The organism is Burkholderia sp. AU45251, assembly GCF_030482905.1.
Classification (GTDB): Bacteria; Pseudomonadota; Gammaproteobacteria; order Burkholderiales; family Burkholderiaceae; genus Burkholderia; species Burkholderia aenigmatica.
This window is the reverse complement of sequence record NZ_JAUJQH010000023.1, coordinates 19,817-45,487: the sequence shown is the minus strand read 5'-3', so window position 1 is coordinate 45,487 and position 25,671 is coordinate 19,817. Positions and strand designations below refer to the sequence as shown.

The following is a 25,671-nucleotide window of genomic DNA, read 5'->3' as shown; positions in this document are numbered from 1 at the left end:
TGCGCTATTGCGCGACCGGTGCAAGCGGTGAGAGCGGCGTACCGACGAGCCGGCCGATGTCGGCGCGGGCCGTATGGGCATCGGCGAGCGCGCGCACGTATTGCGACTGGCCCTGGAACAGCGTGCGCTGCGCATCGAGCACGTCGAGGAAGCTGAACTTCCCGAGTTCGTAGCCGCGCGACATCGCATCGAGCGCGAGGCGCGCGGCCGGCAGGATGTCGGCCTTCAGGCGCTGCGCTTCCTGCGCGGCGGCTTCGAAATTCGTGTACGCCTGCGTGAGGTCCAGCCGCAGGCGCGTGCGTTCGCGATCGAGATCGGCATTCGCGCGCTCGGCCTTGTGCGTCGCTTCGAGCAACGCGCCCTTGTTCGTGTTGAACAACGGGATCGGGATCGACACGCCGACCACCGCCTGGTTGTCCGGCACACCGCCCGTGGTCACGCGCTTCACGCCCGCGCTGATCGTCACGTCCGGAATGCGCCGCGCACGTTCGAGCGACACGGCCGCGTTCGAGCGCAGCATCTCGGCGCGCGCGATCCGCGCGAGCGGCGCATCGTCGAGCTGCGCGGTCAGCGCGGACAGCGGGTCGACCGGCGGCACAGCTTCGAGGTCGCCGAGCACCGCAAGCCGGCCGTCGCGCGCTTCGCCCATCACCGCGTTCAGCTTCTCGCTCGCGACCTCGACACGGCCGCGCGCGGTCACGACTTCGATCTGCACGCCGGCCGCCGCCACGTGCGCCTTGGTCGCCTCGACCGGCGACACCTTGCCGGCCTGCGCACGGCGGTTCGCGAGATCCGCGGAACGCGCGGCAATCGCGGCCGATTCCTCGGTCACCTGAAGCTGGCGCTGCGCGGCGAGCAGCCCGTAGAACGCGGCGGTCACGTCGGCGCGCACGACGGCGCCCTGCTCGTCGAGCGACGCATTGGCCGATTCCCGGCCGTACGACGCGACGTCGAGCCGAGCGCTGCGCTTGCCGCCAAGCTCGATCGTCTGGTTGATCAGCGCGGTCGACGTGCGTTCGGCGCGGCGAAACCCTTCCTGCAGGAACGACACTTCGGGATTGGGGCGCGCGCCGGCCTGCAGCAGCGCGCCGGCCGATGCGTCGACGTCCGCGCGCGCGCCGCGCAGCGCCGGATTGTTCCGGGCCGCGATCGACAGCGCATCGGCAAGCGTCAACGAGGTGGAAGGAAGGGTGTCGGGTGTCGGTGCGCCGATCGGCGCGGCGCTGCCGGAGGCAGCCGGCGCCGGCCCCGGCGACAGCGACAGCGACGGCTGCGCATGAGCCGTCGCGGCCATCGCGAAGACGACGGCCACGGCGAGGTTGAGCTTGAGCATGTTCGGTTCTGCGGTAACGGTTCGCGACCGATGCTACGGTCCGGCCGCAGTGCGAACATGAGGCGAAGATGATATTTCCGTCATCTTGGGTGCGGCCGCGCGCACGCGTGCGGCGCCCCGCGGGAGCCACATCCCGCTTGAACGATCAGGAGGATTCGGTGAATGCGCGACGCGATGGCCACGAAGAAGACTGCAGAAGTGCGGGGAATCGGCACACGCGCGCCGAAACCCCGGGCGCGGGAATCAAACGGCCCCTTGCTTCACCCGCCGCCGCTGCACGAGCCAATCAAGCAATTGCCGCCCGTCGCGCTCGCCGAACCAGCGCGCATGCCCGATCAGGTAGCCGTCGTACGCGATATCGACAATTTCCGGCGCATCGATGATGCAGCCGAAATAAGCGACTTCCGACAGCGCGAACTCCGTATGCACGATCGGCAGCAGCGCGACCAGCGCCGCATAGGCTTCGTCGCCCAGCGGTTCGAGCGATTCATACCCGTCGAGCAGCGCGCCGATCTGCGCGTACTCGACGCGGCGCGCATCGGCCGGCGCCATCCAGTCGACCGTATTGCGCTCGATCGCGAGCGCGAGATCCATCACCGCGCAGGTGCGATCCGACAGCCCGAAATCGAGCACGGTCCGCACCTGCGCGCCGGGCCCCGCCTCGGTCCACAACAGGTTCGACGCATGCCAGTCACCGTGCGTCCACAGCGGCGGCAACGCAGGCAGCAGCGGCACGAGGCGCGCGTGATACGGGCCGATCGCATCGGCCACGTCACCGCGCCAGTCGCGCGCGCCGAGCGCGCGCACGAGCAGCGGCTGCGCGTCGACCCAGCGTTCGAGCGCGCCCGCCAGATCGGGGGACGACAGCACGCGAAAGCTCGACAGCAGCGTGCGCACGGGCCGCGCCGGCGCGTCGTAGCCGGCCGACGCGCGATGCAATTCGGCCAGCGCACGTCCGGCCGCGTACGCGTGCGACGGATGTGTGAACGGCTGCCACGACATCACGCCGCGATACGGGTCGACGCCCGGCGCCCGCACGTGCACCTCGTAGGTCCAGTCGCCGGACGCGAACGCGGTCGCACCGTCGCGATCCGCGAGAATGTCCACCACGGGCATCCCGCGTTCGCGCAGATGCGCGATGAAGCGATGCTCTTCCTCGAGCCCTGCGACATCGCGCAGGCTCACGTGATGGCGCTTGACGAACAGCCCGCGCCCGTCCGCCATCTGCACCAGGACGGCCGCCGCGAACTGCCGCGGGCTGTGCCACGTCAACCGCGCCGGCTCGCCGGTGCCGTCGATCCGCGCGAGCACCGCTGCCACCTCGTCGTGCGTCATCAGCGGCCAGTCGCGTTCGGCCTGCTCGCCGTCGACACCGAATTGCGGCGGCGCGACGTCACGCGACAGGGATCCGTCCGGCTCGAGTGGGAATGACATGAACGACGTTGCTCCGTGGTTGATTCAGATCGGCGCGTGGCTCAGCGCGCGCCGCCGCCCGTTGCCAGCGCACCGCCGGCCGCCGCGCGCAGCGCCGCGGCCGTCCGGCTCCAGTCGCGCCAGCCGACGACGGCCAGCCCGATGAACAGCGCATAGAGTCCGGCCGTCAGATACAGTTCCTTGAACACGAACATCCCGACGTACACGACGTTCACGACGATCCACAGCCCCCACGACGCGATGTAGCGCCGCGCGGTCCAGTATTGCGCGACGAGGCTGAACGCGGTCAGCGACGCATCGACGAACGGCAGCGCCGCGTCGGTCCAGCGCGCCATCATGCCGCCCAGCAGCGCGCTGCCGACGACGGCCGCGATCAGGTCGGGCAGCATCTGCAGCGGCCGCACGCCCGTGACGGGCGCGACGTCGCCAGCCGGCGCCGCGCCGCCATCGGCTTCGCTCGCGCGCTGCGCGAGCCAGCGTTGCCAGCCGTACACCTGCAGCACCGCGAACGCGCCCTGCAGCAGCATGTCCGAATACAGCTTCGCGTCGAAGAAGATCCAGCCGTACAGCGCGACCGACACGAGCCCGACCGGCCAGCACAGCATGCGCCGCTTCGCGGTCAGCCAGATCGCGAGCGCGCTGACGATCACGCCGGCGATTTCGAGTGGGGACATCGTCTGTGCTCTCCAGGTTAGCTGCCGGGGCCGCGCGTCACGCTGCCGGTTCCGGACGGTCAGAAATCATAGGTCAACGACACGCGCGCGGTGCGCGGCGCACCCGGGAACAGGTACGCATCGCCCTGCTGCTCGCCCGCGTCGCGCCAGTAGAACTTGTTGAACAGATTGTCCACCGACACGCGCAACACCGTGCGATGGCCGCCGATCTTCGTCGTATAGCGCGCGCCGAGATTGAACACGAACCACGACGGCACGCGCGCGGTGCCCTCCTCGTTCGCATTGCGGGCCGCGCTGTACTCGACGCCGCCCAGCACGTTCAGCCCCGCGACGCCCGGCACCGCGTAGTCCGCATACAGCGACGCGCGCAGCGCCGGCACGTTGATGATCTGGTGCCCTTCGTACGCCGGCGAACCCGAATCGTACGCACGAGCACGAATCGCCGCGACACTGGCAGTCAGTCCGAGCCGCTCGGTCACGCGCCCGGCCGCGCCGAGCTCGATCCCCTGGTGCCGCTGCGTGCCGCGCTGCACGAACGTGTAGCTCGTGCCCGACGGGTCCGGGTCGGCGAACTGGAACGGCTTGCTGATCGAGAATACGGCCGCCGTGAGGCTCAGCCGATCGAGCCAGTCGTATTTCGCGCCGACCTCGATCTGGTGCGATTCGACGGGCGGCAGGAACGCATACGCATTGGTCGCGCGCACCGGCGCCTGGTCGCCGAGCGACAGCGCCTTGCTGTACGACGCGTACAGCGACAGCACGTTCACCGGCTTGTAGACGAGCGCGACCTGCGGCAAGAACACCGAGCGGTCGGTATGCGTGGCGTCGCCGTCGAGGCTGCTCCAGCTGCGCTGGCGCAGCAGCACTTCCTTGCCGCCCGCGAGCACCTGCCAGTGTTCGCCGATGCTGATGCGGTCGAGCCCGAACACGCCGTACTGCCACGCGTCGAGGCGCGGATACGACGGGCCGGGCGAATTCGGCGACGGCGAGAACGTCGTGTCGGGCCCGTAGATGTTCTCGCTGCCCACGTAGTCGTACACCGCGTCGGCCATGCTCACGACGCGGCGCTGCACGCTCACGCCGAGCGTCAGCTCGTGCCGCAGCGGGCCGGTTGCGAACTTGCCCGTCGTGACCGCACGCAGGTCGTCGTTGCGCCGGTATTCGCCGGGGCTGCGGAAGTCGTATACGTCGTAGTCGCCGTTCGCGCCGAAGAAGAACGGCGACGTCGCGCCGGCCGCGCAGCTCGCCGCATACGAGCAGCCGTACGCGAACGCGCTGTTGTCGTCGATCATCGTGCGGCTGCGGCCAGCGGCGATATAGGCCTTCCAGTCGTCGTTGAACTGGTAGTCGAAGCGCGCATTCAAGTTCAGCGCGTCGGTCGTCACCGGTTTCGCCCACGGCTGCGTGCCGAGCGCCTTCGACGTCGTCTTGATCGACGGCACGACGGTGCCGCCGAGCAGCTGGTAGCCGGGTGCGGAACGCTGGATCCACTGCTGGAATTCCGCGTTGAGCTGCAGGCTCGCGCGCGGGCTGATGTCCCAGTCGGCGGCGATCGAGCCGAACGTGCGCCGCCCGTTGGTGCCGTCGATGTACGAGTGCATGTTCTCCTTCGCGGCATTGATCCGGAAGCCGAACTGGTTGTCGGGGCCGAAGCGGCGGCCGAGATCGACGGCCGCCGACGTCGAGCCGCGGCTGTCGACGCCACCGGTCACGCTCGCGACGTTCGCCGAGCGCTTCGTCACGAAGTTGATCACGCCGCCCGGCGCGACGACGCCACTGTCGATACCGGCGAGTCCTTTCAGGATCTCGACGCGCTCCTTGTTCTCGAGCGGCACGTTCTGCTCGCCGGACACCGTCAGCCCGTCGATCCGGATCGCGCTCGCGAGATCGACCGGAAAACCGCGGATCGCAAAACCTTCGAAATAGCCGACCGGTGCATAGTCGTTCACGACCGACGCGTCGTTGCGCACGACGTCGCTCAGCCGCTTCGCCTGCTGGTCGTCGAGCTGTGCGCGCGTGACGACGCTCACCGACGCCGGCGTGTCGCGCAGCGGCGTGTCGTCGAGCCCCGCCACCGATGCGTTGCGGGCGCGCAGCGCGTTGCCGCGCTCGCCGCTCACCGTGATCGTCGGCAGCGTCGCGCTACCGGCTGCCTCGGCGTCCGGCGTCGGCGTATCGCCCTGCGCCGCGGCGGCCTGTGCCGCGAAAAGCGTGATGCCGAGACCGACGCCAAGCCCGACCTTCGCGCGCCGCCGCCGTGCGGGCGACGCTGTTGTTCTATTTACCGTCATTGTTCTGGATGGAAAACTCGCCACTCGACCCTGTCGAAACCATTACGCCGTTGCGAAGCATGCCCGCGCATGAACCCGCGACGATCCCGGCGAACCGCCGGACACCGTCGGCAAATCGGCACGACATTCATCTGACGAATCGGACAATCCGGCCGCATGCGTGCCGTTCGATCGGGAAAGCGCAGGATGGGCATCGGAGGCCGGCGACGCGCCGGGCGCCGACGCGGCTGCCGATCCGTGGATCGGGTACCTGTCGGGCGGCCGGCTGCCTCGCGCGGTCTTGTCATGCGGGGGGGCGCTTCGAACGCCCCGGTGCGGGCGCCGGGCATTTGCGTGCGCCGTTCGTCGGAACGGCGGATGTCCGTCGCGCGCGACATCGCGGCGTGGCGCGCATTTTACCCCGGGCGGACGGGGCGGCAGGGAAATCCGCCCGGCGGGTGGTTATCGCAAGCGTAGCGGGCGGCACGGCGGCCGCCCGTCCGGTACTACGCGGTATCGGCGGCTTTCAGCCCCCATGCGTCGATCATCTGCTGGCGCATCACGAACTTCTGCACCTTGCCCGTCACCGTCATCGGCAGTTCATCGACGAAGCGGATGTAGCGCGGAATCTTGTAGTGCGCGATCTGTCCGTGACAGAACCCGCGCACGTCGTCCTCGGTCATCCGCTCGTCCGCGCGCAACACGATCCACGCGCACAGCTCTTCGCCGTACTTCGCGTCGGGCACGCCGAACACCTGCACGCTCTGGATCTTCGGATGACGGAACAGGAATTCCTCGATCTCGCGCGGATAGATGTTCTCGCCGCCACGGATCACCATGTCCTTCAGCCGGCCCACGATGTTGCAGTAGCCGTCCGCGTCGAGCGTCGCGAGGTCGCCCGTGTGCATCCAGCCGTCGACGATCGTTTCCTGCGTTTTCGCTTCGTCTTCCCAGTAGCCGAGCATCACCGAATAGCCCTTCGTGCACAGCTCGCCTGTCGCGCCGATCGGCACGATACGCCCGTCCGGATCGACGATCTTCACTTCCAGGTGCGGCTGCACACGGCCGACCGTCGTCGTGCGCTTCTCGAGCGGATCGTCGGTCGAGCTCTGGAACGACACGGGGCTCGTTTCCGTCATTCCGTACGCGATCGTGATCTCCGACAGGTGCATCTGCGACACGACGCGCTTCATCGTCTCGATCGGGCACGGCGAGCCGGCCATGATCCCGGTGCGCAGCGTCGACAGGTCGAATCGAGCGAACTCCGGATGATCGAGCTCCGCGATGAACATCGTCGGCACGCCGTGCAGCGCGGTGCAGCGTTCATCGGCCACCGCCGCGAGCGTCGCGACCGGGTCGAACGCCTCGCCGGGGAACACCATCGCCGCGCCCGTCGACACGCATGCGAGCACGGCCAGCACCATCCCGAAGCAGTGATACAGCGGCACCGGGATGCACAGCGTGTCCTGCTCGCTGAACCGCATCGCCATCGCGATGAAGCGCGCGTTGTTGACGACGTTGCGGTGCGTGAGCGTCGCGCCCTTCGGGCTGCCGGTCGTGCCGCTCGTGAACTGGATGTTGATCGGATCGGTGGCCGCGAGCGTCGCGCCGATCGCATCGAGCCGCGCGACATCGAGCGTGTCGCGGCCGCGCGCCATCACGTCCGCGAAGCGGAACATCCCGGCCGGCGCGACGTCGCCCATCGACACGACCGTGCGCAGGCTCGGCAGCCGCGCGGCATGCAGCTCGCCCGGCGCGCAATGCGCGAGTTCCGGCGCGAGCGCCTGCAGCATCTCCAGGTACTTCGACGACTTGAACTGCTCGGCCGCGATCAGCGCGCGGCAGCCTGCCTTGTTCAGCGCGTAGTCGAGTTCCGCGAGCCGGTAGGCCGGGTTGATGTTGACGAGGATCGCGCCGATGCGCGCGGTCGCGAATTGGGTGAGCAGCCATTCGACGCGGTTCGGCGACCAGATGCCGACGCGGTCGCCCGGCTCGATCCCGAGTGCGACGAGGCCGGCCGCGAGTACGTCGATCTCGTGCGCGAACGTGCGCCAGTCCCAGCGAATGCCCTGCTCGCGGAATACGACGGCCGGCCGCGCCGGAAAGCGCGACGCCGTGTCGCGCAGCAGCGCGGCGACGGTCGCATCCGACAGCGGCACGTCGGTGCGGCCCTGCACGATCGACAGGCCGTCGCGCGGCATGCCGGCGGCGATGGCGGTGGTCATGGAGTCTCCTGATCTATGGCGCCGGCCCGCGGGCCGGCGCATGCATCATCGTGTAAACATCTGTGCGGTCGTGATCGCCATGTCGCCGCCCGGCACGCGGATGTCCTTCAGCTTCTTCAGCGTGTCGGCGTCGTACACGGCGACGGTGTTGTAGGTGCCCGCGAGATACACCTTGCTGCCCGCGCGGTTGAACGACAGGCAGTAGTACGAGTGATCGAGCGGCGCAGCCTCGACCAGCTTCTCGTTCTTCACGTCGTACTTCGCGAGCCGGTTCAGCACGCCGTACATCGCGTTCGGATCCTTCGGCGACAGCCCGCCCGTGAAATACACCTCGGTGAGCGGCGCGAAATCCCTGACCGTTGCGTTGCCCGTCTTCAGGTCGATGTCGACGTAGCCGTACATCGGCTGCGCGGATGCCGGATCCATCTTCTCGTCCTTGAAGCGATTGGCCGTGTAGAGCAGGTTCAACGTGTGCTGCGGACGCTGCTGCGGCCACACGTACAGCACGTCCGGCTGGCCGTGCAGCGGCTGCTTCCAGTTGCGCAGCGGCACCGCGACGTCGTACTTGCCGGTCTGCACGTTCATCCGGTAGATATCGGCGCCGACGATGAACAGCGACCCGTCGTCGGCGGCCTGCAGCATCGTCGTCTGGCGCGGTGCGGGGAAGGTGCGCACCGGCTTCGCGTCGAGCCCGCCATCGGTGCGGTACACCTGCAGGCGCGGCGACTGCACGTCGTAGCTGTCGCGGTTCAGCTTCGTCGGGTTGACGACGCTGTAGATCTCCTTGCCGTCGGGGCTCAGCCCGATCGAGAACATCGCGCGCGCCCGCTCGTTGCCCGCTTGCGCGAGCTCCGCATGGAACACGGTCTTGCACGAATCGAGATCGACACCGTACAGGTCGCCGTAATGGTTGTTCAGTACGTAGGCACGCGTGCGGTCCGGGCTGATCTGGATCGTGCCGGGGCCGAACGCGTCGGGCAGCGTGCAGGTCTTGACGACGCTGTCGGTGCCCGTGTCGATCACCGTCAGGTTGTTCGGATAGTTCGTGACGGCGAGGTACTCGTGGCCGGCCTGCAGCGGGCCGTCGGCCGCGGCCGACAGCGACGCGGCCGAGGCGAGCGCGGCGGCGAGGAGCGCGCGGCTCAGGGGTGTCGTGAATCGCATGGAGAATCCTTGATCGGTGCCGGGTGGATCACTTGTCTTTGGGGAACACGCTGCCGAGCTGGCGCCAGTCCGCGCCCGAATCGGTCGCGTGCTTGTTCCAGTCGGGATAGGTGCTCATCATGTCGGGCACCTGCGCGGGCCACCAGCACGGGTCGGAGCAACCGTACAGGTCGGCCTCCATCGGCTGGCACAGCGACGCGACCCCGCCGAACACGTCCGTTTCCCAGCCGGGGTCGGTCGTCGACGTGCAGCCCGCGACGGACGTCATCGCGACGACTTCCTCGAGGCGATCCTGCTGCACGGCCTCCTCGAGCTTTTTCGCCTTGTTGTTGAGCGGCTTCAGATGTTTCATGTCAGTTCGCCTTGCGCGGAGTGATGTGGTTGTCGATGAACGCCGGGTTGCCGGCGATGATCCGGCTGTAGACCTCGATGCCGAAATCGATCCAGTCGCGCATCAGCTCGCAGTAGTGGTAGGTCGGATGCGCGGGGTCGCCGTAACGCGCATAGCTCTCGTGATAGCAGCCGCCCGAGCACAGGTTGCGGATCCGGCAGGTTTCGCAGCCGGTGCCGCTGCGCTCGAGGCGTTGCGACAGGAAGTCGTTGAGCTCGGCCTGCGCGACGCCCTCATGCACGTTGCCGAAAGTCGGCAGCGCCGAGCCGGTGAAGCGGTGGCACAGGTTCAGGTCGCCCTTGTGATCGACCGCCAGCATCTTGAGCCCCGCGCCGCATGGCAACGACTTCTTGTGCCCTTCGTGCAGATCGGTGATCAGCTGGTGCAGGTTCGAGAAGCCGATGTTGCGGTTCTCAAGCGCGGCGGCCAGGTAGCGCCGGCCGAGCGCCTTCATGTTCGCGAACACCTGCGCGAGTTCATCGGTCTGCAGATTGAACGTGTCGAGCTGTCCCGACGTGACCGGCGCGAAGCCGACTTCCGCGAAACCGAGTTCGTTGAACAGGTGATCCCAGATGCCTTCGATGTCGGTCACGCCGCTCGTCAGCGTCACGCGCGCGCCGACCGGGCGGCTGCGGTAGCGCTTGAGCAGCATCTCGACCTTGCGGCGCACGACGTCGTAGGTGCCCGCGCCGCCGACCGTGCGGCGGTTCAGGTCGTGGATCGAGCGCGGCCCGTCGATGCTGACCGACAGCCCGAAGCGATGCGCGTCGAGCCAGTCGACGATCTCCTCGGTCAGCAGCGTCGCGTTGGTCGTCATCACGAACTCGACCTGCTTGCCGAGCGCGCCGAAGCGCAGCTCGCAATACTCGACCATGCATTCGATCAGCTTGCGGTTGCTGAGCGGTTCGCCGCCGAAGAACACGACCGTGTAGCGCGGCAGGTCGGGCGATTCCTTCAGCAGCATCTCGACCGACGCCTTCGCGGTGTCGATGTCCATCCGCCGCCCGGCGGACGGCGTGTCGAGATCTTCCTTGTAGCAATACGTGCAGCTCAGGTTGCAGCCGGTGTTCACGTTCAGCACGACCGTGTCGATCGCGGTGCGCTCGACGCGCTTCACCGCGATCTCGGGCGTAAGCGGCGAGCCGTCGCTGACGACCTCGAGGGCCATCAGCTCGCCAAGCGTCTCGGCGAGTTCGCCGTGCGGCGAGCGGCCGGCCAGCCGCGCGAACAGCTCATCGGCCGTGCAGCTGCTCGCACGCAGCGCGTCGATGATGTCGGCCGTCACGCGATCGGCCGCGAACAGTGAGCTGCTCGGCACATGAAACATCAGGCGCTCGTCGTCGACGCGCACTTCGTGCACGTTGCGTTCGACCACGTTCAGCATGGCGCTCATCGGATTCTCCTTGCGTTCGTCGGATTCGGACCGGGCCGCGTCGCGGCCCGGCGTGCGGACAGGCGGACCGGTCAGGGCAGCGGCGGGTTGTTCCAGCGCTGCACGCCGACGATCATGCGTCCGGTGCCCGTCACCGTGCGTGCCCCGTCCGTCACCGTCGCGACGACGTTCAGGTTGCCCGTGTTGTTGGTGCCCATTCGGCGCGCGGGGTTCGGGCCCGCGTTACCCGGCGTGAAGATGCCGGTCGACGCCTGCATCGTGCCGGCGAACTGCGTGTCGCGATCGCCCTTCGACTGATCGTCGAACGGGGCGACCGACCATTGCGCGGGCACGACGCCGATGCGGAACGGCTTGCCCGTGCCGTCGACACCCCATGCCACCGCGTCGAAACGCCCTTCGACCTTCGGCGTCGAGCCGCCGTTGCCGCCGATGCGCGCGACCGCGTAGTCGGGTTCGACCTTCACGTCGTGGATCTCGCGATAGACCGCGAAGCCGTCCGCATGCGCGGCGCCGACGCTCACCCGGCGCGCGCCGGCCGCGCTGCCGTCGGCGGCCTTCACGCGCACCCGCACGTATTCCGGCGTGCGCTCGAGCACCGATGCAACCGTCACGCCCGTGCCGAACGCAGGCGTGCCCTGCAGGTTCGAGCCGACGATCGTCACGTCGGTCTCCTCGCCCGCCTTCACGTAAGCCGGCTGCACCGCCACGATCTGCGCGTTGCCGAGCTTCGCCGCGTTGAAGTCGAGGCCGCGTTCGTCGTGCGCATCGTCGAACATCCGGCCGCGCAGCGTGCCGTCGCTCGCCATCAGCACCTGACGCATCGTCGTGTCGCCGACCTTCACGCTCGCCCGCCATTCGTAGCCGGTATAAAGCGTCGCGGTGCCGGTGCCGACGAGCGGGCTGCCGTCCGCGAAGCGGCCCTTCAGCTCGACGTCGAAGCGGTCGCCCGCGCCGCCCTTCACGGTCATCGTGCCGTACGCATCGCCCTTGCCCGGCATGTGGCCGCCGAAGCTCCACGTGCCGGCCAGCGCGGTCGCGGGCGGATGGTGCTGCTTCCACGCAGTCCATGCGCTGCTGTTGTACGGGTAGTCCTTCGCGAGCAGCGGCGCCATGTCGGTCAGCGCGATCTTGAACCAGTCGCGGTCGCGGCCCATCGCCGAATACTCGATCGACGGCCACTGCCCGAGGTGGAAGTTCACGAGCTTGTCCCATTCGGCGACCGGGCGGCGCTGCAGCAGCGGGCGCGCGGCCGAGTGGCAACGCGCGCACATCTGCTTGAACTCCTCGTTGCCGGCGGTCTCCTGCGTGTTCAGGCGACGCTCGGGCGCGTAGCGGAAATCCTTCGACTCCGACGGCGCGAGGCCCTGCGTATCCGACAGGTACTTCACCAGAATGCGCCGTTCGTCGTCGCTGATCGTGAGGCCGTGCATCGTCTGCATGCGCGCGATCGTCATCAGCCAGCCTTCCGGCGTCTTGCGCTGATGGCTGATGCGGCTCCACGAATCCTTCGACTCGGCCGCGTGACACGCCGCGCATGTCTGGCTCAGGATCGCGTGAGCGTCGCGCGGCGCCTGGGCCTGGGCCTGGGCCTGTGCGGCGCCCGAGGCCAGCGCGAGCGCACCGGCGGCGGCGACGGCGGCGGCCGCGCGGGGCGGCCGGCGGCGTCGAATGAAAGTCTTGAACAAGGCTCTGCTCCTTTACGTGGGGTCTCGAATCGTCCGGCCTGCAGCGCTGCGGCGCTTGTCTCATGCTCTTCAAGCACAGGCCGTGCCAATTGCCGACGTCGGGTTTGCCACAAGGAAAACACGCGCTTTTACCGCCGAACGCTCGGGAAAATCCCGATTCAAACCGGCGCGCCAAACCGGCATTCGCGCGCCTTTGCGGCGGTGTGGCCATGACGGCCGGCAGCGCGCGTGCCGCATGTCGCGTCTCACGTTGCATCCGGATTCTCAAATTGAGACACCGCTCGGCCGACGCGGCGCGACGCCGGACGGGTGCGCGATCGCGGGCCGTCACGCCGCGCGCCCCGCGCCGCATGGCGTGTGCGGCGCGCACGCAAGCCGCCGCATCAACGTTGGTATGGAAGCTGCTTTTCGCCTCGACACCCGAACCCCGATGAGCGAGGAGCTTCCATGCAGGCAACGTTGTCGTTACTTCCGCAAACCCAGTCGTTCATCGCACGCACGCCGTCGATGCTGATCGGCGAGACGTGGCGCGGCGCCGAAAGCGGCGCCACCCTGGCCGTCCACAACCCCGCGACCGGCGACGAGCTGTGTCGCGTGCCGGCCTCCGGCGCGGCCGACGTCGACCGCGCGGTCCGCGCCGCCCGCCAGGCGTTCGACGATTCCGCATGGAGCCGCATGCGGCCGCGCGAACGGCAGAACCTGCTGTGGCGTCTCGCGGATCTGCTCGAACGCGACGCGCAGCAGCTCGCCGAGCTCGAATGCGTGAACAACGGCAAGAGCGCGCAGATCGCGCGCGCGATGGACGTGCAGCTGTCGATCGACTTCCTGCGCTACATGGCCGGCTGGGCGACCAAGATCGAAGGCGCGACCGTCGACGTGTCGATGCCGCTGATGCCCGACAGCCAGTTCCACGGCTTCATCCGCCGCGAGGCCGTGGGCGTGGTCGGCGCGATCGTCGCGTGGAATTTCCCGCTGCTGCTCGCGTGCTGGAAGCTCGGCCCCGCGCTCGCGACGGGCTGCACGATGGTGCTGAAACCGGCCGACGAAACGCCGCTCTCCGCACTGCGGCTCGCGGAACTCGTGCAGGAAGCCGGTTATCCGGCCGGCGTGTTCAACGTCGTCACCGGCACCGGCGTCGAAGCGGGCGCCGCGCTCGCGCACCACCCCGATGTCGACAAGCTGACGTTCACGGGCTCGACCGAAGTCGGCAAGCTGATCGGCAAGGCCGCGATGGAATCGATGACGCGCGTGACGCTCGAGCTCGGCGGCAAGTCGCCGACGATCGTGTTCGACGATGCGGACCCGGCCGTCGCGGCCGCGGGCGCGGCCACCGCGATCTTCTTCAACCACGGCCAGGTGTGCTGCGCGGGCTCGCGCCTGTACGTGCAGCGCAAGCACTTCGATCGTGTGGTCAGCGACATCGCGGGCATCGCGAGCAACATGAAGCTCGGCAACGCGCTCGACCCGTCGGTCGACATGGGCCCGCTGATTTCGGCGAAGCAGCAACAGCGCGTGGCCGGCTACATCGAGCGCGGCCGCGAACTGGGCGCGCAGCTCGCGTGCGGCGGCGAAGCGTACGGCCCCGGCTTCTTCGTGAAGCCGACCGTGCTCGTCGACGTCGACCAGAAAGGGCCGCTCGTGCAGGAGGAAATCTTCGGGCCGGTGCTGGTCGCGATGCCGTTCGACACGATCGACGATGCGATCCGCCTCGCGAACGACACGCGTTACGGGCTCGGCGCGAGCATCTGGACCAACAACCTGTCGGCCGCGCACCGGATGATCCCGAAGATCCGCTCGGGCTCGGTCTGGGTCAATTGCCACAGCGCGCTCGATCCGGCGCTGCCGTTCGGCGGCTACCGGATGTCGGGCTTCGGCCGCGAAATGGGCGCGGCCGCGATCGAGCATTACACCGAGTTGAAATCGGTGCTGATGAACGTGTGATCGCGTCGCCGAGTTGAGCGACGCCCGCGCCGCGCGACACGATCGCGCGGCGCGCAGGTCGGCCCGTGTTCGTCTTCCGCTGCGCTGTTCCCAAACTTTAACAACAACGAGACACCCGATGCCCCGCCTCCCCGCTTCCCGCCGTACCTTCATGATCGCCGCGGCCGGCCTGCTGTCGGCCGCCGCGCTGCCGCGCGCCGCCTCTGCCGCGCCGGCGCTGCTCGACGAAACCGATCCGGCCGCGAAAGCGCTCGGTTATCGCACCGACGCCGCTCACGTGAACCGCGCCGCGTTCGCACGCTATACCCCTGGTCAGGACTGCGGCCGCTGCAGCTTGTACCAGGGCAAGGCCGCGGATCCGGCCGCACCGTGCCCGCTGTTCGCCGGAAAACGGGTCGCGAACGGCGGCTGGTGCAACGCGTACAACCCGCGGACGTAAGCGCCGCCGCCGCAAGCATTCCGCACGCCCTCGAGCCATGCACGCCGCCCCGTCACGCACGTCGATTGCGGTCCGCCCGCCCGCGCGAATCGCCCGCACTGCCGCGCCCCGCCTGGGCCTTAGGTTTTTGACCGGATGGATTTATGCCCGGGCTTATGCCAGACTCGCCGGGCCTTTTTGCGTGCGGCCGCGCCGGATCGGACGGCCCGACATTCTCCTGAGGAGGGGCGACGTGCAAGACTACTTCCCTTCCGGCCAACGACTTCCGGACCGGCTGCAGGCAACCCGCCTGATTCGCGAGCGCCTCAGTTCCGACGGCGTGCTGCCGCAGGGTTGCCTGCGCATCGAAATCGACCAGTCGTGGCGGCGCAGCCTCGATCACGGCGTGCGCTGGGACGACGACGCGCGGCTGAACCTGCATGAATTCTGCAACCTCGACGAGCTGCACGACGCGAACCGCCTGCTGCTCGCCGCGGCCGCCCCCGAACTCGAATTCCTCGCCGAGCGCTGCGGACGCGACGGGATGATCCTGCTGGCCGATGCGCGCGCAACGATCCTGTCGGTCGACGGCGACGCGAGCCAGCTCGCCGCGCTCGGCATCGGCGACATCCGCGCCGGCGCGAGCTGGTGCGAATCGCTGCGCGGCACGAACGCGCTCGGCACCGCGCTCGTCGAAGGCCGCGCGGTCGCGATCGACAGCGGCGAGCATTTCCTCGGCCGGCTGAGCCGCTTCTCGTGCCGCTCGCTGCCGCTGTGCGACCCGCACGGCAAGCCGATCGGCGTGCTCGACCTCACCCGCGAAGGCGAACTGCCGCTCACGCTCGACGACATGTCGATGCTGATGAGCGCGGCGGCCACGCACATCGAGACGCGCCTGTTCGATGTCTATTTCCCCGAGCACGTGGTGCTCGTGTTCCACCCGCGCCATGCGTATCTCGGTTCGAGCTGGAGCGGCGTGCTTGCCGTGTCGGAAGACGGCCGCATCGTCGCCGCGAGCCCGCATGCATGCGACCTGCTCGGCACGGCGCGCGACGCGCTCGTCGGCCGCCGCTGCGAAAGCGCAGCGGTCACGCGCATGCCGTCGTTCGTCGCGTTCGCCGAGCAAGGCGGAATGCTGCGCGTCGAAGGCGTCGATGCCGCGTTCCATTGCAAGGCGCTGCGCCTGCCGCGCGCAACCGCGGTGCCGGCGTTGCGCGGACGCGGGCCGGCCCCGGCCGCCGCCGTCCGCGACGATGCCGGCGCGCAGGCGCTGGCGGCCCTCGCCGGCCGCCAGCCGCGCCTGCTGCGCGCGCTGACGATGGCGCGGCAAGGTCTCAACAACGGGCTGCCCGTGCTCGTGCAGGGCGAGACGGGCACCGGCAAGGAAGTCGTCGCACGTGCGCTGCACGATGCGAGCGCGCGCGCCGGCAAGCCGTTCGTCGCGGTGAACTGCGCGTCGATTCCGGAAGGGCTGATCGAGTCGGAGCTGTTCGGCTATCGCGACGGCGCGTTCACGGGCGCCCGCAAGGGCGGGATGACGGGCCGGCTGATGCAGGCGCACGGCGGCACGCTGTTTCTCGACGAGATCGGCGACATGCCGCTGCACCTTCAGGCGCGCCTGCTGCGCGTGCTGCAGGAACGCAAGGTTGCACCGCTCGGCGCGGGCGACGAGCAGGCGATCGACATCGCGGTGATCTGCGCGACGCACCGCGACCTGCCGACGATGGTGCGCGACAAGTCCTTCCGCGAAGACCTCTACTACCGGATTCACGGCGTGAACGTGCTGCTGCCCGCGCTGCGCGAACGCGACGACGTCGACCTGATCGTCACGGCGCTGCTCGCGCGGCTCGGCGCGCCGCACGTGAGCGTGAACGCCGAACTCGCCGACGTGTTCCGTCAACATCGCTGGCCCGGCAACATCCGCCAGCTCGAGATGGTGTTGCGCACCGCGCTCGCCGTGCGCGACGAGCACGACGACGTGATCGGTCTCGACCATCTGTGCGACGGCTTCATCGACGGCGTGTGTCCGGCACCGGACGCATCGTTCGGGCTGATCCGCCGCCACGAGGACGACCTGATCCGCGAATCGCTCGCGCGCCACGACGGCAACGTCGCGGCCGCCGCGCAGACGCTCGGCATCAGCCGCGCGACGCTGTACCGTCGCCTCAAGCGGCTGCAGTCATGAGGCCGCGCGCGCGTTCGTCCGCTGCGTTCGTGACGGGCCGGTCGAGCCGATGCTGAAACTCGTCCTGCGTTTCGTGAAGACCGACGACCGCGCGCAGCTCGCGCGCGCGTTCGGCTGGCTGTACGGTTTCGTGCGGCCGCACCGGCTCGCGATCGCCGGGCTGCTCGCGCTGTCGGCCTGCGCATCGCTGCTCGCGCTCGCGCAACCGTGGCTCACGAAGGAGCTGATCGACCGCGGGCTGGTCGGCAAGGATTTCCGGATGCTGGTGGTGGTCGCGTTCGCGATGGTGTTCGCGGGCTTCGTCGGCACGCTGCTCGGCGGCATCAACCGCTATCTGCATACGCGGCTGTCCGGCCGCGTGCTGTTCTCGCTGCGCAGCGCCGTCTATGCGCACCTGCAGCGGCTGTCGCCGTCGTTCTACGGCCAGCGCCGCCTCGGCGACCTGCTGTCGCGCCTCGACGGCGACGTCGCCGAGATCCAGCGCTTCGCGCTCGACGCGCTGTTCTCCGCCGTATCGAACGTGATCGGGCTCGTCGGCACGCTGGTGCTGCTCGTCACGCTGTCGTGGAAGCTGTCGCTGCTCGCGCTGCTGCTGATTCCGTTCGAGATCCTGTGGCTGCGCACGATGCGCCGCAAGGTCGAGCGCGATGCGCGATCGGTGCGCGAAGGCGCGGCCGACGTGTCGTCGTTCCTCGTCGAGACGCTGCCCGCGATGAAGTTCATCCAGGCCGCCGGCCGCCAGCGCGCCGAACAGGCGCGGCTCGACGGCCTCGGCGATCGCTACATGGAACGCCTGCTGAAGCTGCAGGTCACCGAGTTCATCACGCAATCGGTGCCCGGCACGCTGACGTCGCTGTCGCGCGCGGGCGCCTTCATCGTCGGCGGCTACTGGGTGATTCGCGGCGACTGGCCGCTCGGGTCGCTGATCGCGTTCTCCAGCTATCTCGGGATGGCGATCGGCCCCGTGAAGAGCCTGCTCGGGCTCTACGTCGCGCTGCAGCGGATGACGGTCAGCCTCGGACGCGTGATGGAGCTGCAGCGCGCACCGGTCGCCGTCCAGCCGCCGGCCGACGCACGCGAGCTGCCCGCGCGCGGCGATCTCGAGTTCGTCGACGTGTGGTTCGCGCACGACGAGCGCGCGCGCCCGGTGCTGCGCGGCGCCGGCGCACGCGTGCCGGCCGGCAGCAAGGTTGCGCTGTCGGGGCTGTCGGGCAGCGGGAAGTCGACGCTGATCGACCTGATGCAGCGCTTTTACGACCCGCAGCGCGGCAGCGTGCGGATCGACGGCATCGATCTGCGCGACGTCGATCTCGACGCGCTGCGCCGCCACGTCGCGGTCGTCAGCCAGGACATCGTGCTGTTTCGCGGCAGCCTCGCCGACAACATCCGCTACGCGGCGCCGCTCGCGACCCATGACGACATCGTGCATGCCGCGCGCGCCGCGCAGCTCGACGAACTGATCGCGACGCTGCCGGGCGGGCTCGACGGGCCGGTCGGCGAACGCGGACAGCAACTGTCCGGCGGCCAGAAGCAGCGGATCGCGATCGCACGCGCTCTGCTGCAGGCGCCGGCGATCCTCGTGCTCGACGAAGCGACGTCGGCCGTCGACGAAGCGACCGAGCGGCAGGTCATCGCGCAGATCGACACCCTGTTCGGCGACCGCACGCGCATCCTCGTCAGTCACCGCGCGTCGACGCTCGCCGGCGTCGACCTGCATTTCGAGCTCGCGGACGGACGACTCGCGCAGCGCACGCACCGGGATGTCGCGCATGCGTGACGATCGGGCCGTGCGCGTGGGCGTCGTCGACAGCGGCTATCCGCCTGCACTGGACGCACGCGTCGCCGCCGCGCGGCGCTTCTCGTTCGACGCGGCTTCCGTGGTGCAGGCCGGTGCCGTCGAGCCCGACCGGATCGGTCACGGCAGCGCGATCTGCACGACGATCGCGGCCGCCGCGCCCGAGGCGGCGTTGTGCGTCGCGCAGGTGTTCGAGGCACGCGGCGTAACGAGCGCCGCGCAGATCGCCGACGCCATCGACTGGCTGCTCCTGCAACGCGTTCGCGTGATCAACCTGAGCCTCGGCGTGCGCGCCGATCGCGACACGTTGCGCGATGCGTGCGCGGCAGCCGTCGCGCAACGCGTGACCGTCTTCGCGTCGAGCCCCGCGCAAGGCACGCCGGTGTTTCCGGCCAGCTATCCGGGCATCGTGCGCGTCACGGGCGATGCGCGCTGCATGCCGGGCCAATGGTCGTGGCTCGACAGTGCGCAGGCCGATTTCGGCGCGGTCGTGTCGAGCGGCGCACCGCGCGCACCGGCCGGCGCGAGCATCGCGTGCGCGGCGCTCAGCGGCCATGCGGCGGACTGGTTCGCGCGTCACCCGGACGACGATACGGCTGCCCTGCTCGAACATCTGCGTACGGACGCCACCTACATCGGCGTCGAGCGACGCACGCACGCATCATGAACCGCGCATCGGTCGTCGTGCTCGGCGCGGGGCCGGCGGGCGCCGCCACCGCGCTCGGGCTCGCGCGGCTCGGCTATCCGGTCACGGTCGTCAGCGAATGGCGACACTTCGATGCGGTCGAAGGCGTGTCCGATCGCGTGCTGCAGGGGCTGCGTCATGCCGGGCTCGCGCAGGCCGCCGCCTGTGCGCTGCCGCCCTGTGCACGCACGACGCGCTGGAACGGCGACACGCGTACGCTCAATCACGAACACCTGATCGACCGCCGCCGTTTCGACGCGGCGCTGCGCCGCGATCTGGCCGATGCGGGCATTGCGGTGCGCGAAGCGACCGTACGCGCGGTGCAAGCCGACGGCGACGGGCATGCGATCCGCATCGACACGCCCGCCGGTGACGCAACGCTGCATGCGGCGTTCGTGGTCGAAGCGCGCGGCCGGCTCGCGCCGCACGCGCGCGATGCGATGCGCGGCCCGCAGACGCTGAGCCTGCTGAACGTGTGGCAAGGCACGCCCGGCGATGCGGCTTCCGCGATCGAGAGCTTGCCCGAGGGCTGGGCGTGGATGGCGCGCCTGCCTGACGGCCGCTGCTACTGGCAGGCGACGCTCGACGTCGCGACCACGACGCTGCCGCCACGCGACGCGCTACCCGCGTGGTGCGCGACGCTGCGGCAGACGCCGCTCGCCCATGACTTCTTCGGTGCGGGAGGCGTGGATACCGGCGCCGATGCGCGCGTGTTCGCGCGCACCAGCAGCGCGACGCTGTGCGGCGACACCGGCGGCACGAACTGGCTGCGCGTCGGCGACGCGGCGATGGCCGTCGATCCGCTGTCCGGCAACGGCATCTTCCAGTCGCTGTCGTCGGCACTGCAGGCGCCGGCCGTCATCCATACGCTGCTCGCACATCCCGAGCGTGCGGCACTCGCGCTACGCTTTCACGCGCGACGCATCACCGCGCTGTTCATGCGCTTCGCGAGGATCGGCCGCGACTTCTACGCGCTCGACACGCAATGGGCCGACCGGCCGTTCTGGGACGCGCGCCGCGCGTGGCCGGACGATGCGCCGTCGCATCGCGCCCCCGATTTTGGCGCGCTCGCGATCGAGCGTGCGCCCGTGATCGACGGCGACACGATCGTCGAGGCCGACGTCGTCACGAGCCCCGATCAGCCGCTCGGCAGCTGGCATCTGCAAGGCATCCCGCTCGCGCCGATCGTCGCGGCGCTGCGCGAGCGGCCGGTGGCGCAGGTGCTGGCGGAGTTCGCGCCGCCGCAGGCCGCGCTGGTGCGGCACTGGCTCGAAACGCAGGGATATCCGTTCGTACGCGCGTGACGCGCGCGCCTCTGCCTCTTCCGCCTCTTCCGCCTCTTCCGCCTCTTCCGCTGCTTTCGCCTCTTCCGCTGCTTTCGCTGCTTTCGCTGCTTTCGCTCCATCGTCCCGCGAATCACGCATCGCGGCACGCGCCTTTGCCCCCGCACGATTCCGCATCGCCGCCCGTCTCAATCTGAGACGCAACATGCGACACGCGATGCGAATTGCTACGCGATTTGCGCGCGATCAAGCCCGTTCGACGATCACACCACAATGAAACGGAACGCAGCCCGCGCATCGCGGTCTTGAAACGCGTGATGGCACGCCATCTGCTTGTCGAAAGTCACGCGCCGCTCACGCCGCGCGCCGGACCATCGACCGTTTCACCCTTCTAGCCCGCACCCCACATGAAAAAATCACGCCTCATCATTTCAGCAGGATTCCTGATCGGTTTCACGAACGCGCACGCGCAAAGCTCCGTCCTGATGTTCGGCATCCTCGACGAAGGCATCAACTACACGAGCAATGTCGGCGGCAAGTCGTCATGGGAGATGGCGAGCGGCGATCTCGCGACGAGCCGCTGGGGCATCAAGGGCAACGAGGATCTCGGTGGCGGGTTGCGCGCGATCTTCGACCTCGAGAGCGGCTTCCTGGTCGAAAACGGCCAGCTCGGCTATGGCGGCCGTTTGTTCGGCTACCAGTCGTATGTCGGGCTGCAGTCGGACCGGCTCGGCACGCTGACGCTCGGCCGCCAGTTCGATACCGTCGCCGACACGATCGGGCCGCTGACCGCCAACGGCAGCTGGGCGGGTTTCCTGTTCTCGCATCCGCTCGACAACGACAACACCGATGCGTCGTTCCACGCGAACAACGCGGTGAAGTACACGAGCCCCGCGTTCGGCGGCTTTTCCGGCACGGTCATGGTTGGACTGAGCAACCTGGCCGGCGGCTTCGCGCAGAACCGGATGCTCGGCGTCGGCTTGAACTACACGTACCAGACGCTGTCGGTCGCCGCCGTCTACGAAAACATGTCGAATCCTGGCACCACGGCGGGCGGCGCGCTGACGCCGGACGATACGGATTTCGTCGCAGGAAATCAGAAGATCTACGGGATCGGCGTGAACTACGGGATCGGGCCTGCGACGCTGGGCGCGGTCTATTCGCACGTGAACGTCGGCCAGCCCGACGCGTCGATCTATGCGGGCAGCCTGGGCCTCGCGAATGCGCGGCTCACGTTCGACAATGTCGAAGTCAATGCGAAGTACAACGTGACGCCGGCCTTCCTCGTCGGCGGCATGTACACGTACACGCGCGGCGGCCTCGATCGGGCCGGCGCGAAGTCCTCGCTGCACTGGAACCAGTTCGGCGCGATGGCGCAGTACCTGCTGTCGAAACGCACCTCGGTCTATACGCAGGTCGCCTGTCAACGGGTGGGCGGCAGCGCGACCGGCACGCCGCTCGACGGCGGGCTCGTGCCCGGTTCGCCCGGCGCGTCGTCGAACGGGCACCAGCTCGTCGCCCGTGTCGCGGTGAACCACACGTTCTGAGCGCGTGCGCCGCGTGCCGACACGGGAACGCGTGCGGCACGCGCGACGCTCAGAACCCCTGCATCGTCACGGTCGGATCGACGACCAGGTGCACGACGCCGTAGATGACCGCGCCGACGAGCACCGCGAGGATGATCGCCACGAACGGCAGCATCGTGAAGTTGGCGTTCGCGAGATCGGTTGCGTGCGCCTTGCTGTTGCGTACGCCGAAGAAACTCCACAGGACCAGTTTGATCATGCCGAGCAGTTTCATGATTGCGCTCCTTTCATCTATCGGTTGACGCTATCGTCGATCCGACCGGCATCCGGAAAAAGAAGCAGTTGCGCGTGCTTTTCGCGCAGCAGGCCATCTGCGGCGGCATGCCGCAGGGTGCATCAGCGGTCGAGCACGAGCGGTTCCGACCCTTGTGCGGGCCGCGTGACGCACAGCAGCGCGCAGCCGGGCTCGACCGGTGCATCGGGCACCTGCTCGTAGTCGACCGCACCGGACAGCACGCGCGTCGCACACGTCCCGCATGAACCGGAGCGGCATTCGGACGGCACGGCGATGCGCTGCCCTTCCGCGAATTCGAGCAGCGTGCCGTCGGCGGGCGTCCATGCGGCATCGCGCCCCGTGCGCCGGAATACGACGGGCACGCTTGCCGCCGTCGGCCTGTCGGTCGCGCGGGTCGTGTTGCGCGCCACGCTCGACGGCCCGAATGCCTCGAAACGGATGCGATCGTCCGGCACGTTCAGTGCGCGCAGCCCGTCGTACAGGTCGCGCATGAATGCCGACGGCCCGCACAGGTAGAAGTCGTAGTCGTCGAACGGCAGAATGCGCTTCAGTTGCGCGATGTCGATACGGCCTGCCCGCGCGGCCGAGCCGTCGTGCAGACGACTGTCGAAGCAGTGGAGCGACAACCGTTCGTCGTTGGCCGCAAGGCGCGCCAGCTCCGCCGCGAACGGCCGGTCGGCCGCTTCGCGCGCGCCGTGCACGAACATCACGCGGCGCAACGGCTGATCGTCGGCCAGCGCGCGGCGCAGCATCGCGACCATGGGCGTGATGCCGATGCCGGCCGACACGAGCACGGCCGGACGCGGGCTCGCGAGATCGAACGTGAAGCGGCCGCGCGGCATCTGCGCGTCGAGCGTCATGCCCGCCTGCGCGTGATCGTGCAGCCACGCCGATACGCGCCCTTCGCGCTTCACGGTGATCCGGTAATGCGCGCCGCCCGGTGCATCGGACAGTGTGTAGCTGCGGATCGCCGGCGAATCGCTGCCCGGCAGCGCGACGCGCAGCGTCAGGTGCTGCCCGGCTTCGTAGGCGGGCAACGCGCCGCCGTCCGCCGGTTCGAAATGGAACGAGCGGATCGCGCGCGCTTCGTCGACGATCTTCGCGATGCGCAGCGGCCGCCATGCCGGTGCCGATGCCGATTCGGGTGCCGGTGCCGGTGCCGATGCCGGTGCCGATGCCGATGCGATCGCCGGTGTCGATGCCGATTCGGGTGCGGATGTGGACGGCACCACAACCGCCCCAGCGACGGCGCTTGCCTCCGCCGCCGCCATCGCCGCGAACTGCGGCGCGCGCTCAACCGTCGACCACCGAAACGGCAGCACCGCGCGCATGCGCCGCACTTCCCGCACATGGAACCGCACGACCCGCTGCGCGCCGACGAACGACGCGACGAGCGGCCCGTCCCACACGATCTCGGCGCGCGCGGCCACATACAGCAGGTCGCCGTTGTCGAAATCGACGAACAGCAACCCCGCGCGCGGATCGTGCTGCAGGTTGCCGAGCGTGTTGAAGAAGCGGTTGCCGCTGAAATCCGGCGTCGTCAGCGTGCGCGCATCGTCGACGCGCACGAACCCCGGCATCCCGCCGCGATGCGACACGTCCGCCCCGCGCGCGGCGCCCGCGTCCGCCGACGTGTTCGCGCTCGCGACGAAGAACGTATCGGCCTGCGCCAGCAGCGCGCGATCGGCATCGTCCAACTCATCCGACACGTCGGGCCCGGCGGACGCATCGACTTCCCGTGCGACCAACGTCGGCTTGCGGCCCTGGATGTATTTCGCGCAGTTGCCGAAGCTCTGCTCGACCGCGATCGTCAGCGCATCGCCGTCGACCGCACGCACGACGCCGTTGACGCGATTGCGCCGCCGCGTATCGAATTCGATGCCGAGCCCGCCGAGCGGCGCGCCCGGCCGCCACGTGCCGGCCAGCGGATCGCCCGGCAACGCGTGCACCGCGATGCGCAGCGTGCGTGCATCCGGCGACGTCACGAACCCCGGCGCGCCGGCCCGCAGCGTCGCCCACGGCTGGCCGTGCGCATCGACGCCGCCGAGCACGAAGAACGGCAGTTGCGCGAAAAACGTCCGGTGCTGATCCGGCATGAAACGCCGGATCCCGCGCCGGCCGGCCGAGCCCGCGGCCTCCGTCACACCCGCGCGCTGCTGCACGGCAAGCTCGCCCGCGTGAAACGGCGCGGCGTCGAGTTCCCAGCCCGGTACGACGGCGGTCGGGGCAATCGGGGCAATCGGGGCATTCATCGCGTTCTCCCTGAGCAGGCGCGGCTTCGGTGGGCGTTACGCGGCGAGCAGGCCCACGCGCGTCGTCGGCATCGCGACGAAGCCCGGCAGCGCCTCGATGCGCGCCAGCCACGCCCGCACGTGCGGATACGGTTCGAGCGACACGCCGCCCTCCGGCGCGTGTGCGATGTACGAGTACGCGGCGATGTCGGCGATCGTCGGCTGCGCGCCGGCCGCGAACGGCTTGCCGGCCAGCTCGCGATCGATCACGTCGAGCACCTTCGCGGCCGTCAGCTTGGCGGCCTCCTGGTCGAGCTTCGCGCCGAACACGGTCACGAGCCGCGCGGCGGCCGGCCCCGAAGCGATCGGCCCGGCCGCATACGACAGCCAGCGCTGCACGATCGCCGCGCCGACCGGGTCGCCGGGCAGCCAGTGCGCGTCGCCGTAGCGCTTCGCGAGGTACACGAGGATGGCATTCGAATCGGCGATCACCGTGCCGCCGTCGTCGATCACGGGCACCTGCCCGAGCGGATTGAGTGCGAGGAACGCCGGTTCGCGCTGCGCACCGGCCGCCAGATCGACGTCGACGGTCTCGGACGGCAGGCCGAGCAGCGACAGGAACAACCGGACGCGATGCGCGTGCCCGGACAGCAGGAACGAGTAGACGCGGATGGGTGCAGCAGGCTTGTTGGCGGCAGACATGGTAACGCTCCGGTATCTCGCGCCGCCGGGGATCGGCGACG

The 25,671-nt window shown here is 69.2% G+C and carries 19 protein-coding genes; 7 read left to right on the top strand and 12 right to left on the bottom strand.

Going from position 1 to position 25,671, the window contains the following annotated elements; genetic code table 11:
- Positions 1-4: 4 nt before the first annotated feature.
- From QZM67_RS31230 to peaA, 9 genes are all read right to left on the bottom strand, one after another.
- The gene (locus QZM67_RS31230) at positions 5-1,333 is read right to left on the bottom strand and encodes a TolC family protein (protein ID WP_301809187.1); all 1,329 of its coding nucleotides are present in this window, start codon (positions 1,331-1,333) and stop codon (positions 5-7) included.
- 243 nt (positions 1,334-1,576) lie between these two features.
- A complete protein-coding gene (locus QZM67_RS31225; protein ID WP_301809184.1) occupies positions 1,577-2,767 on the bottom strand; it encodes a phosphotransferase enzyme family protein in 1,191 nt (396 codons plus the stop codon).
- 41 nt (positions 2,768-2,808) lie between these two features.
- Positions 2,809-3,441: a nicotinamide riboside transporter PnuC gene (gene pnuC, locus QZM67_RS31220; RefSeq protein WP_089453540.1), complete on the bottom strand. Its 633-nt coding sequence runs from the start codon at positions 3,439-3,441 to the stop codon at positions 2,809-2,811.
- Positions 3,442-3,500: 59 nt separating this feature from the next.
- The gene (locus QZM67_RS31215; RefSeq protein WP_301809181.1) at positions 3,501-5,732 is read right to left on the bottom strand and encodes a TonB-dependent siderophore receptor; all 2,232 of its coding nucleotides are present in this window, start codon (positions 5,730-5,732) and stop codon (positions 3,501-3,503) included.
- A 485-nt stretch (positions 5,733-6,217) separates the two neighbouring features.
- Positions 6,218-7,936 carry an AMP-binding protein gene (locus tag QZM67_RS31210; RefSeq protein WP_301809180.1) on the bottom strand — a complete coding sequence of 573 codons (1,719 nt, stop codon included), beginning with the start codon at positions 7,934-7,936 and terminating at the stop codon, positions 6,218-6,220.
- A 45-nt stretch (positions 7,937-7,981) separates the two neighbouring features.
- Positions 7,982-9,100 carry a quinohemoprotein amine dehydrogenase subunit beta gene (peaD, locus tag QZM67_RS31205; protein WP_301809177.1) on the bottom strand — a complete coding sequence of 373 codons (1,119 nt, stop codon included), beginning with the start codon at positions 9,098-9,100 and terminating at the stop codon, positions 7,982-7,984.
- Positions 9,101-9,128: 28 nt separating this feature from the next.
- Positions 9,129-9,452, bottom strand: coding sequence for a quinohemoprotein amine dehydrogenase subunit gamma (qhpC, locus tag QZM67_RS31200; protein ID WP_014900223.1), 324 nt, complete (start codon positions 9,450-9,452; stop codon positions 9,129-9,131).
- A 1-nt stretch (position 9,453) separates the two neighbouring features.
- Positions 9,454-10,884, bottom strand: a complete 1,431-nt coding sequence (gene peaB / locus QZM67_RS31195) for a quinohemoprotein amine dehydrogenase maturation protein (RefSeq protein ID WP_175024762.1) — start codon at positions 10,882-10,884, stop codon at positions 9,454-9,456.
- A 71-nt stretch (positions 10,885-10,955) separates the two neighbouring features.
- A complete protein-coding gene (gene peaA, locus QZM67_RS31190; protein WP_301809173.1) occupies positions 10,956-12,569 on the bottom strand; it encodes a quinohemoprotein amine dehydrogenase subunit alpha in 1,614 nt (537 codons plus the stop codon).
- A 447-nt stretch (positions 12,570-13,016) separates the two neighbouring features.
- Between peaA and QZM67_RS31185 the strand changes: the two genes are divergently transcribed.
- The 7 genes from QZM67_RS31185 (at position 13,017) to QZM67_RS31155 (ending at position 22,423) form a co-directional block, all read left to right on the top strand.
- Positions 13,017-14,510: an aldehyde dehydrogenase gene (locus tag QZM67_RS31185; RefSeq protein ID WP_301809169.1), complete on the top strand. Its 1,494-nt coding sequence runs from the start codon at positions 13,017-13,019 to the stop codon at positions 14,508-14,510.
- A 118-nt stretch (positions 14,511-14,628) separates the two neighbouring features.
- Positions 14,629-14,949, top strand: a complete 321-nt coding sequence (locus tag QZM67_RS31180) for a high-potential iron-sulfur protein (protein ID WP_175024760.1) — start codon at positions 14,629-14,631, stop codon at positions 14,947-14,949.
- 232 nt (positions 14,950-15,181) lie between these two features.
- Entirely contained in the window at positions 15,182-17,113 is a 1,932-nt protein-coding gene (locus QZM67_RS31175) for a sigma-54-dependent Fis family transcriptional regulator (RefSeq protein WP_301809167.1), read from the top strand.
- A 49-nt stretch (positions 17,114-17,162) separates the two neighbouring features.
- A complete protein-coding gene (locus tag QZM67_RS31170) occupies positions 17,163-18,890 on the top strand; it encodes an ABC transporter ATP-binding protein (protein WP_301809164.1) in 1,728 nt (575 codons plus the stop codon).
- The gene (locus QZM67_RS31165) at positions 18,883-19,575 is read left to right on the top strand and encodes a S8 family serine peptidase (protein WP_301809161.1); all 693 of its coding nucleotides are present in this window, start codon (positions 18,883-18,885) and stop codon (positions 19,573-19,575) included. Before QZM67_RS31170 ends, QZM67_RS31165 begins: the two co-directional genes overlap by 8 nt.
- Positions 19,572-20,897 (top strand): NAD(P)/FAD-dependent oxidoreductase, encoded by a 1,326-nt coding sequence (locus QZM67_RS31160; RefSeq protein ID WP_301809158.1) that lies wholly within the window; start codon positions 19,572-19,574, stop codon positions 20,895-20,897. Before QZM67_RS31165 ends, QZM67_RS31160 begins: the two co-directional genes overlap by 4 nt.
- A 386-nt stretch (positions 20,898-21,283) precedes the next feature.
- Entirely contained in the window at positions 21,284-22,423 is a 1,140-nt protein-coding gene (locus QZM67_RS31155) for a porin (RefSeq protein WP_301809155.1), read from the top strand.
- A gap of 49 nt (positions 22,424-22,472) precedes the next feature.
- Here the strand turns inward: QZM67_RS31155 and QZM67_RS31150 are convergent, their stop codons facing one another.
- The 3 genes from QZM67_RS31150 to QZM67_RS31140 all read right to left on the bottom strand — a co-directional run bounded on the left by QZM67_RS31150 (position 22,473) and on the right by QZM67_RS31140 (position 25,630).
- Positions 22,473-22,676 carry a DUF2970 domain-containing protein gene (locus QZM67_RS31150; protein WP_043178166.1) on the bottom strand — a complete coding sequence of 68 codons (204 nt, stop codon included), beginning with the start codon at positions 22,674-22,676 and terminating at the stop codon, positions 22,473-22,475.
- 122 nt (positions 22,677-22,798) lie between these two features.
- Positions 22,799-24,949, bottom strand: a complete 2,151-nt coding sequence (locus tag QZM67_RS31145; protein ID WP_301809152.1) for a pyridoxamine 5'-phosphate oxidase family protein — start codon at positions 24,947-24,949, stop codon at positions 22,799-22,801.
- A gap of 36 nt (positions 24,950-24,985) precedes the next feature.
- Complete coding sequence (locus tag QZM67_RS31140) at positions 24,986-25,630, bottom strand: glutathione S-transferase family protein (protein ID WP_301809150.1); 645 nt, start codon at positions 25,628-25,630, stop codon at positions 24,986-24,988.
- Positions 25,631-25,671 lie beyond the last annotated feature (41 nt).

Coding starts and splice junctions, on each gene's coding strand:
- peaD (WP_301809177.1), bottom strand. CDS start 9,100: ATGCGATTCACGACACCCCTGAGCCGCGCGCTCCTCGCCGCCGCGCTC.
- QZM67_RS31155 (WP_301809155.1), top strand. CDS start 21,284: ATGAAAAAATCACGCCTCATCATTTCAGCAGGATTCCTGATCGGTTTC.
- QZM67_RS31160 (WP_301809158.1), top strand. CDS start 19,572: ATGAACCGCGCATCGGTCGTCGTGCTCGGCGCGGGGCCGGCGGGCGCC.
- QZM67_RS31225 (WP_301809184.1), bottom strand. CDS start 2,767: ATGTCATTCCCACTCGAGCCGGACGGATCCCTGTCGCGTGACGTCGCG.
- QZM67_RS31210 (WP_301809180.1), bottom strand. CDS start 7,936: ATGACCACCGCCATCGCCGCCGGCATGCCGCGCGACGGCCTGTCGATC.
- QZM67_RS31180 (WP_175024760.1), top strand. CDS start 14,629: ATGCCCCGCCTCCCCGCTTCCCGCCGTACCTTCATGATCGCCGCGGCC.
- qhpC (WP_014900223.1), bottom strand. CDS start 9,452: ATGAAACATCTGAAGCCGCTCAACAACAAGGCGAAAAAGCTCGAGGAG.
- QZM67_RS31165 (WP_301809161.1), top strand. CDS start 18,883: ATGCGTGACGATCGGGCCGTGCGCGTGGGCGTCGTCGACAGCGGCTAT.
- QZM67_RS31185 (WP_301809169.1), top strand. CDS start 13,017: ATGCAGGCAACGTTGTCGTTACTTCCGCAAACCCAGTCGTTCATCGCA.
- pnuC (WP_089453540.1), bottom strand. CDS start 3,441: ATGTCCCCACTCGAAATCGCCGGCGTGATCGTCAGCGCGCTCGCGATC.
- QZM67_RS31150 (WP_043178166.1), bottom strand. CDS start 22,676: ATGAAACTGCTCGGCATGATCAAACTGGTCCTGTGGAGTTTCTTCGGC.
- QZM67_RS31140 (WP_301809150.1), bottom strand. CDS start 25,630: ATGTCTGCCGCCAACAAGCCTGCTGCACCCATCCGCGTCTACTCGTTC.
- QZM67_RS31170 (WP_301809164.1), top strand. CDS start 17,163: ATGCTGAAACTCGTCCTGCGTTTCGTGAAGACCGACGACCGCGCGCAG.
- QZM67_RS31145 (WP_301809152.1), bottom strand. CDS start 24,949: ATGAATGCCCCGATTGCCCCGATTGCCCCGACCGCCGTCGTACCGGGC.
- peaB (WP_175024762.1), bottom strand. CDS start 10,884: ATGAGCGCCATGCTGAACGTGGTCGAACGCAACGTGCACGAAGTGCGC.
- QZM67_RS31230 (WP_301809187.1), bottom strand. CDS start 1,333: ATGCTCAAGCTCAACCTCGCCGTGGCCGTCGTCTTCGCGATGGCCGCG.
- QZM67_RS31215 (WP_301809181.1), bottom strand. CDS start 5,732: ATGACGGTAAATAGAACAACAGCGTCGCCCGCACGGCGGCGGCGCGCG.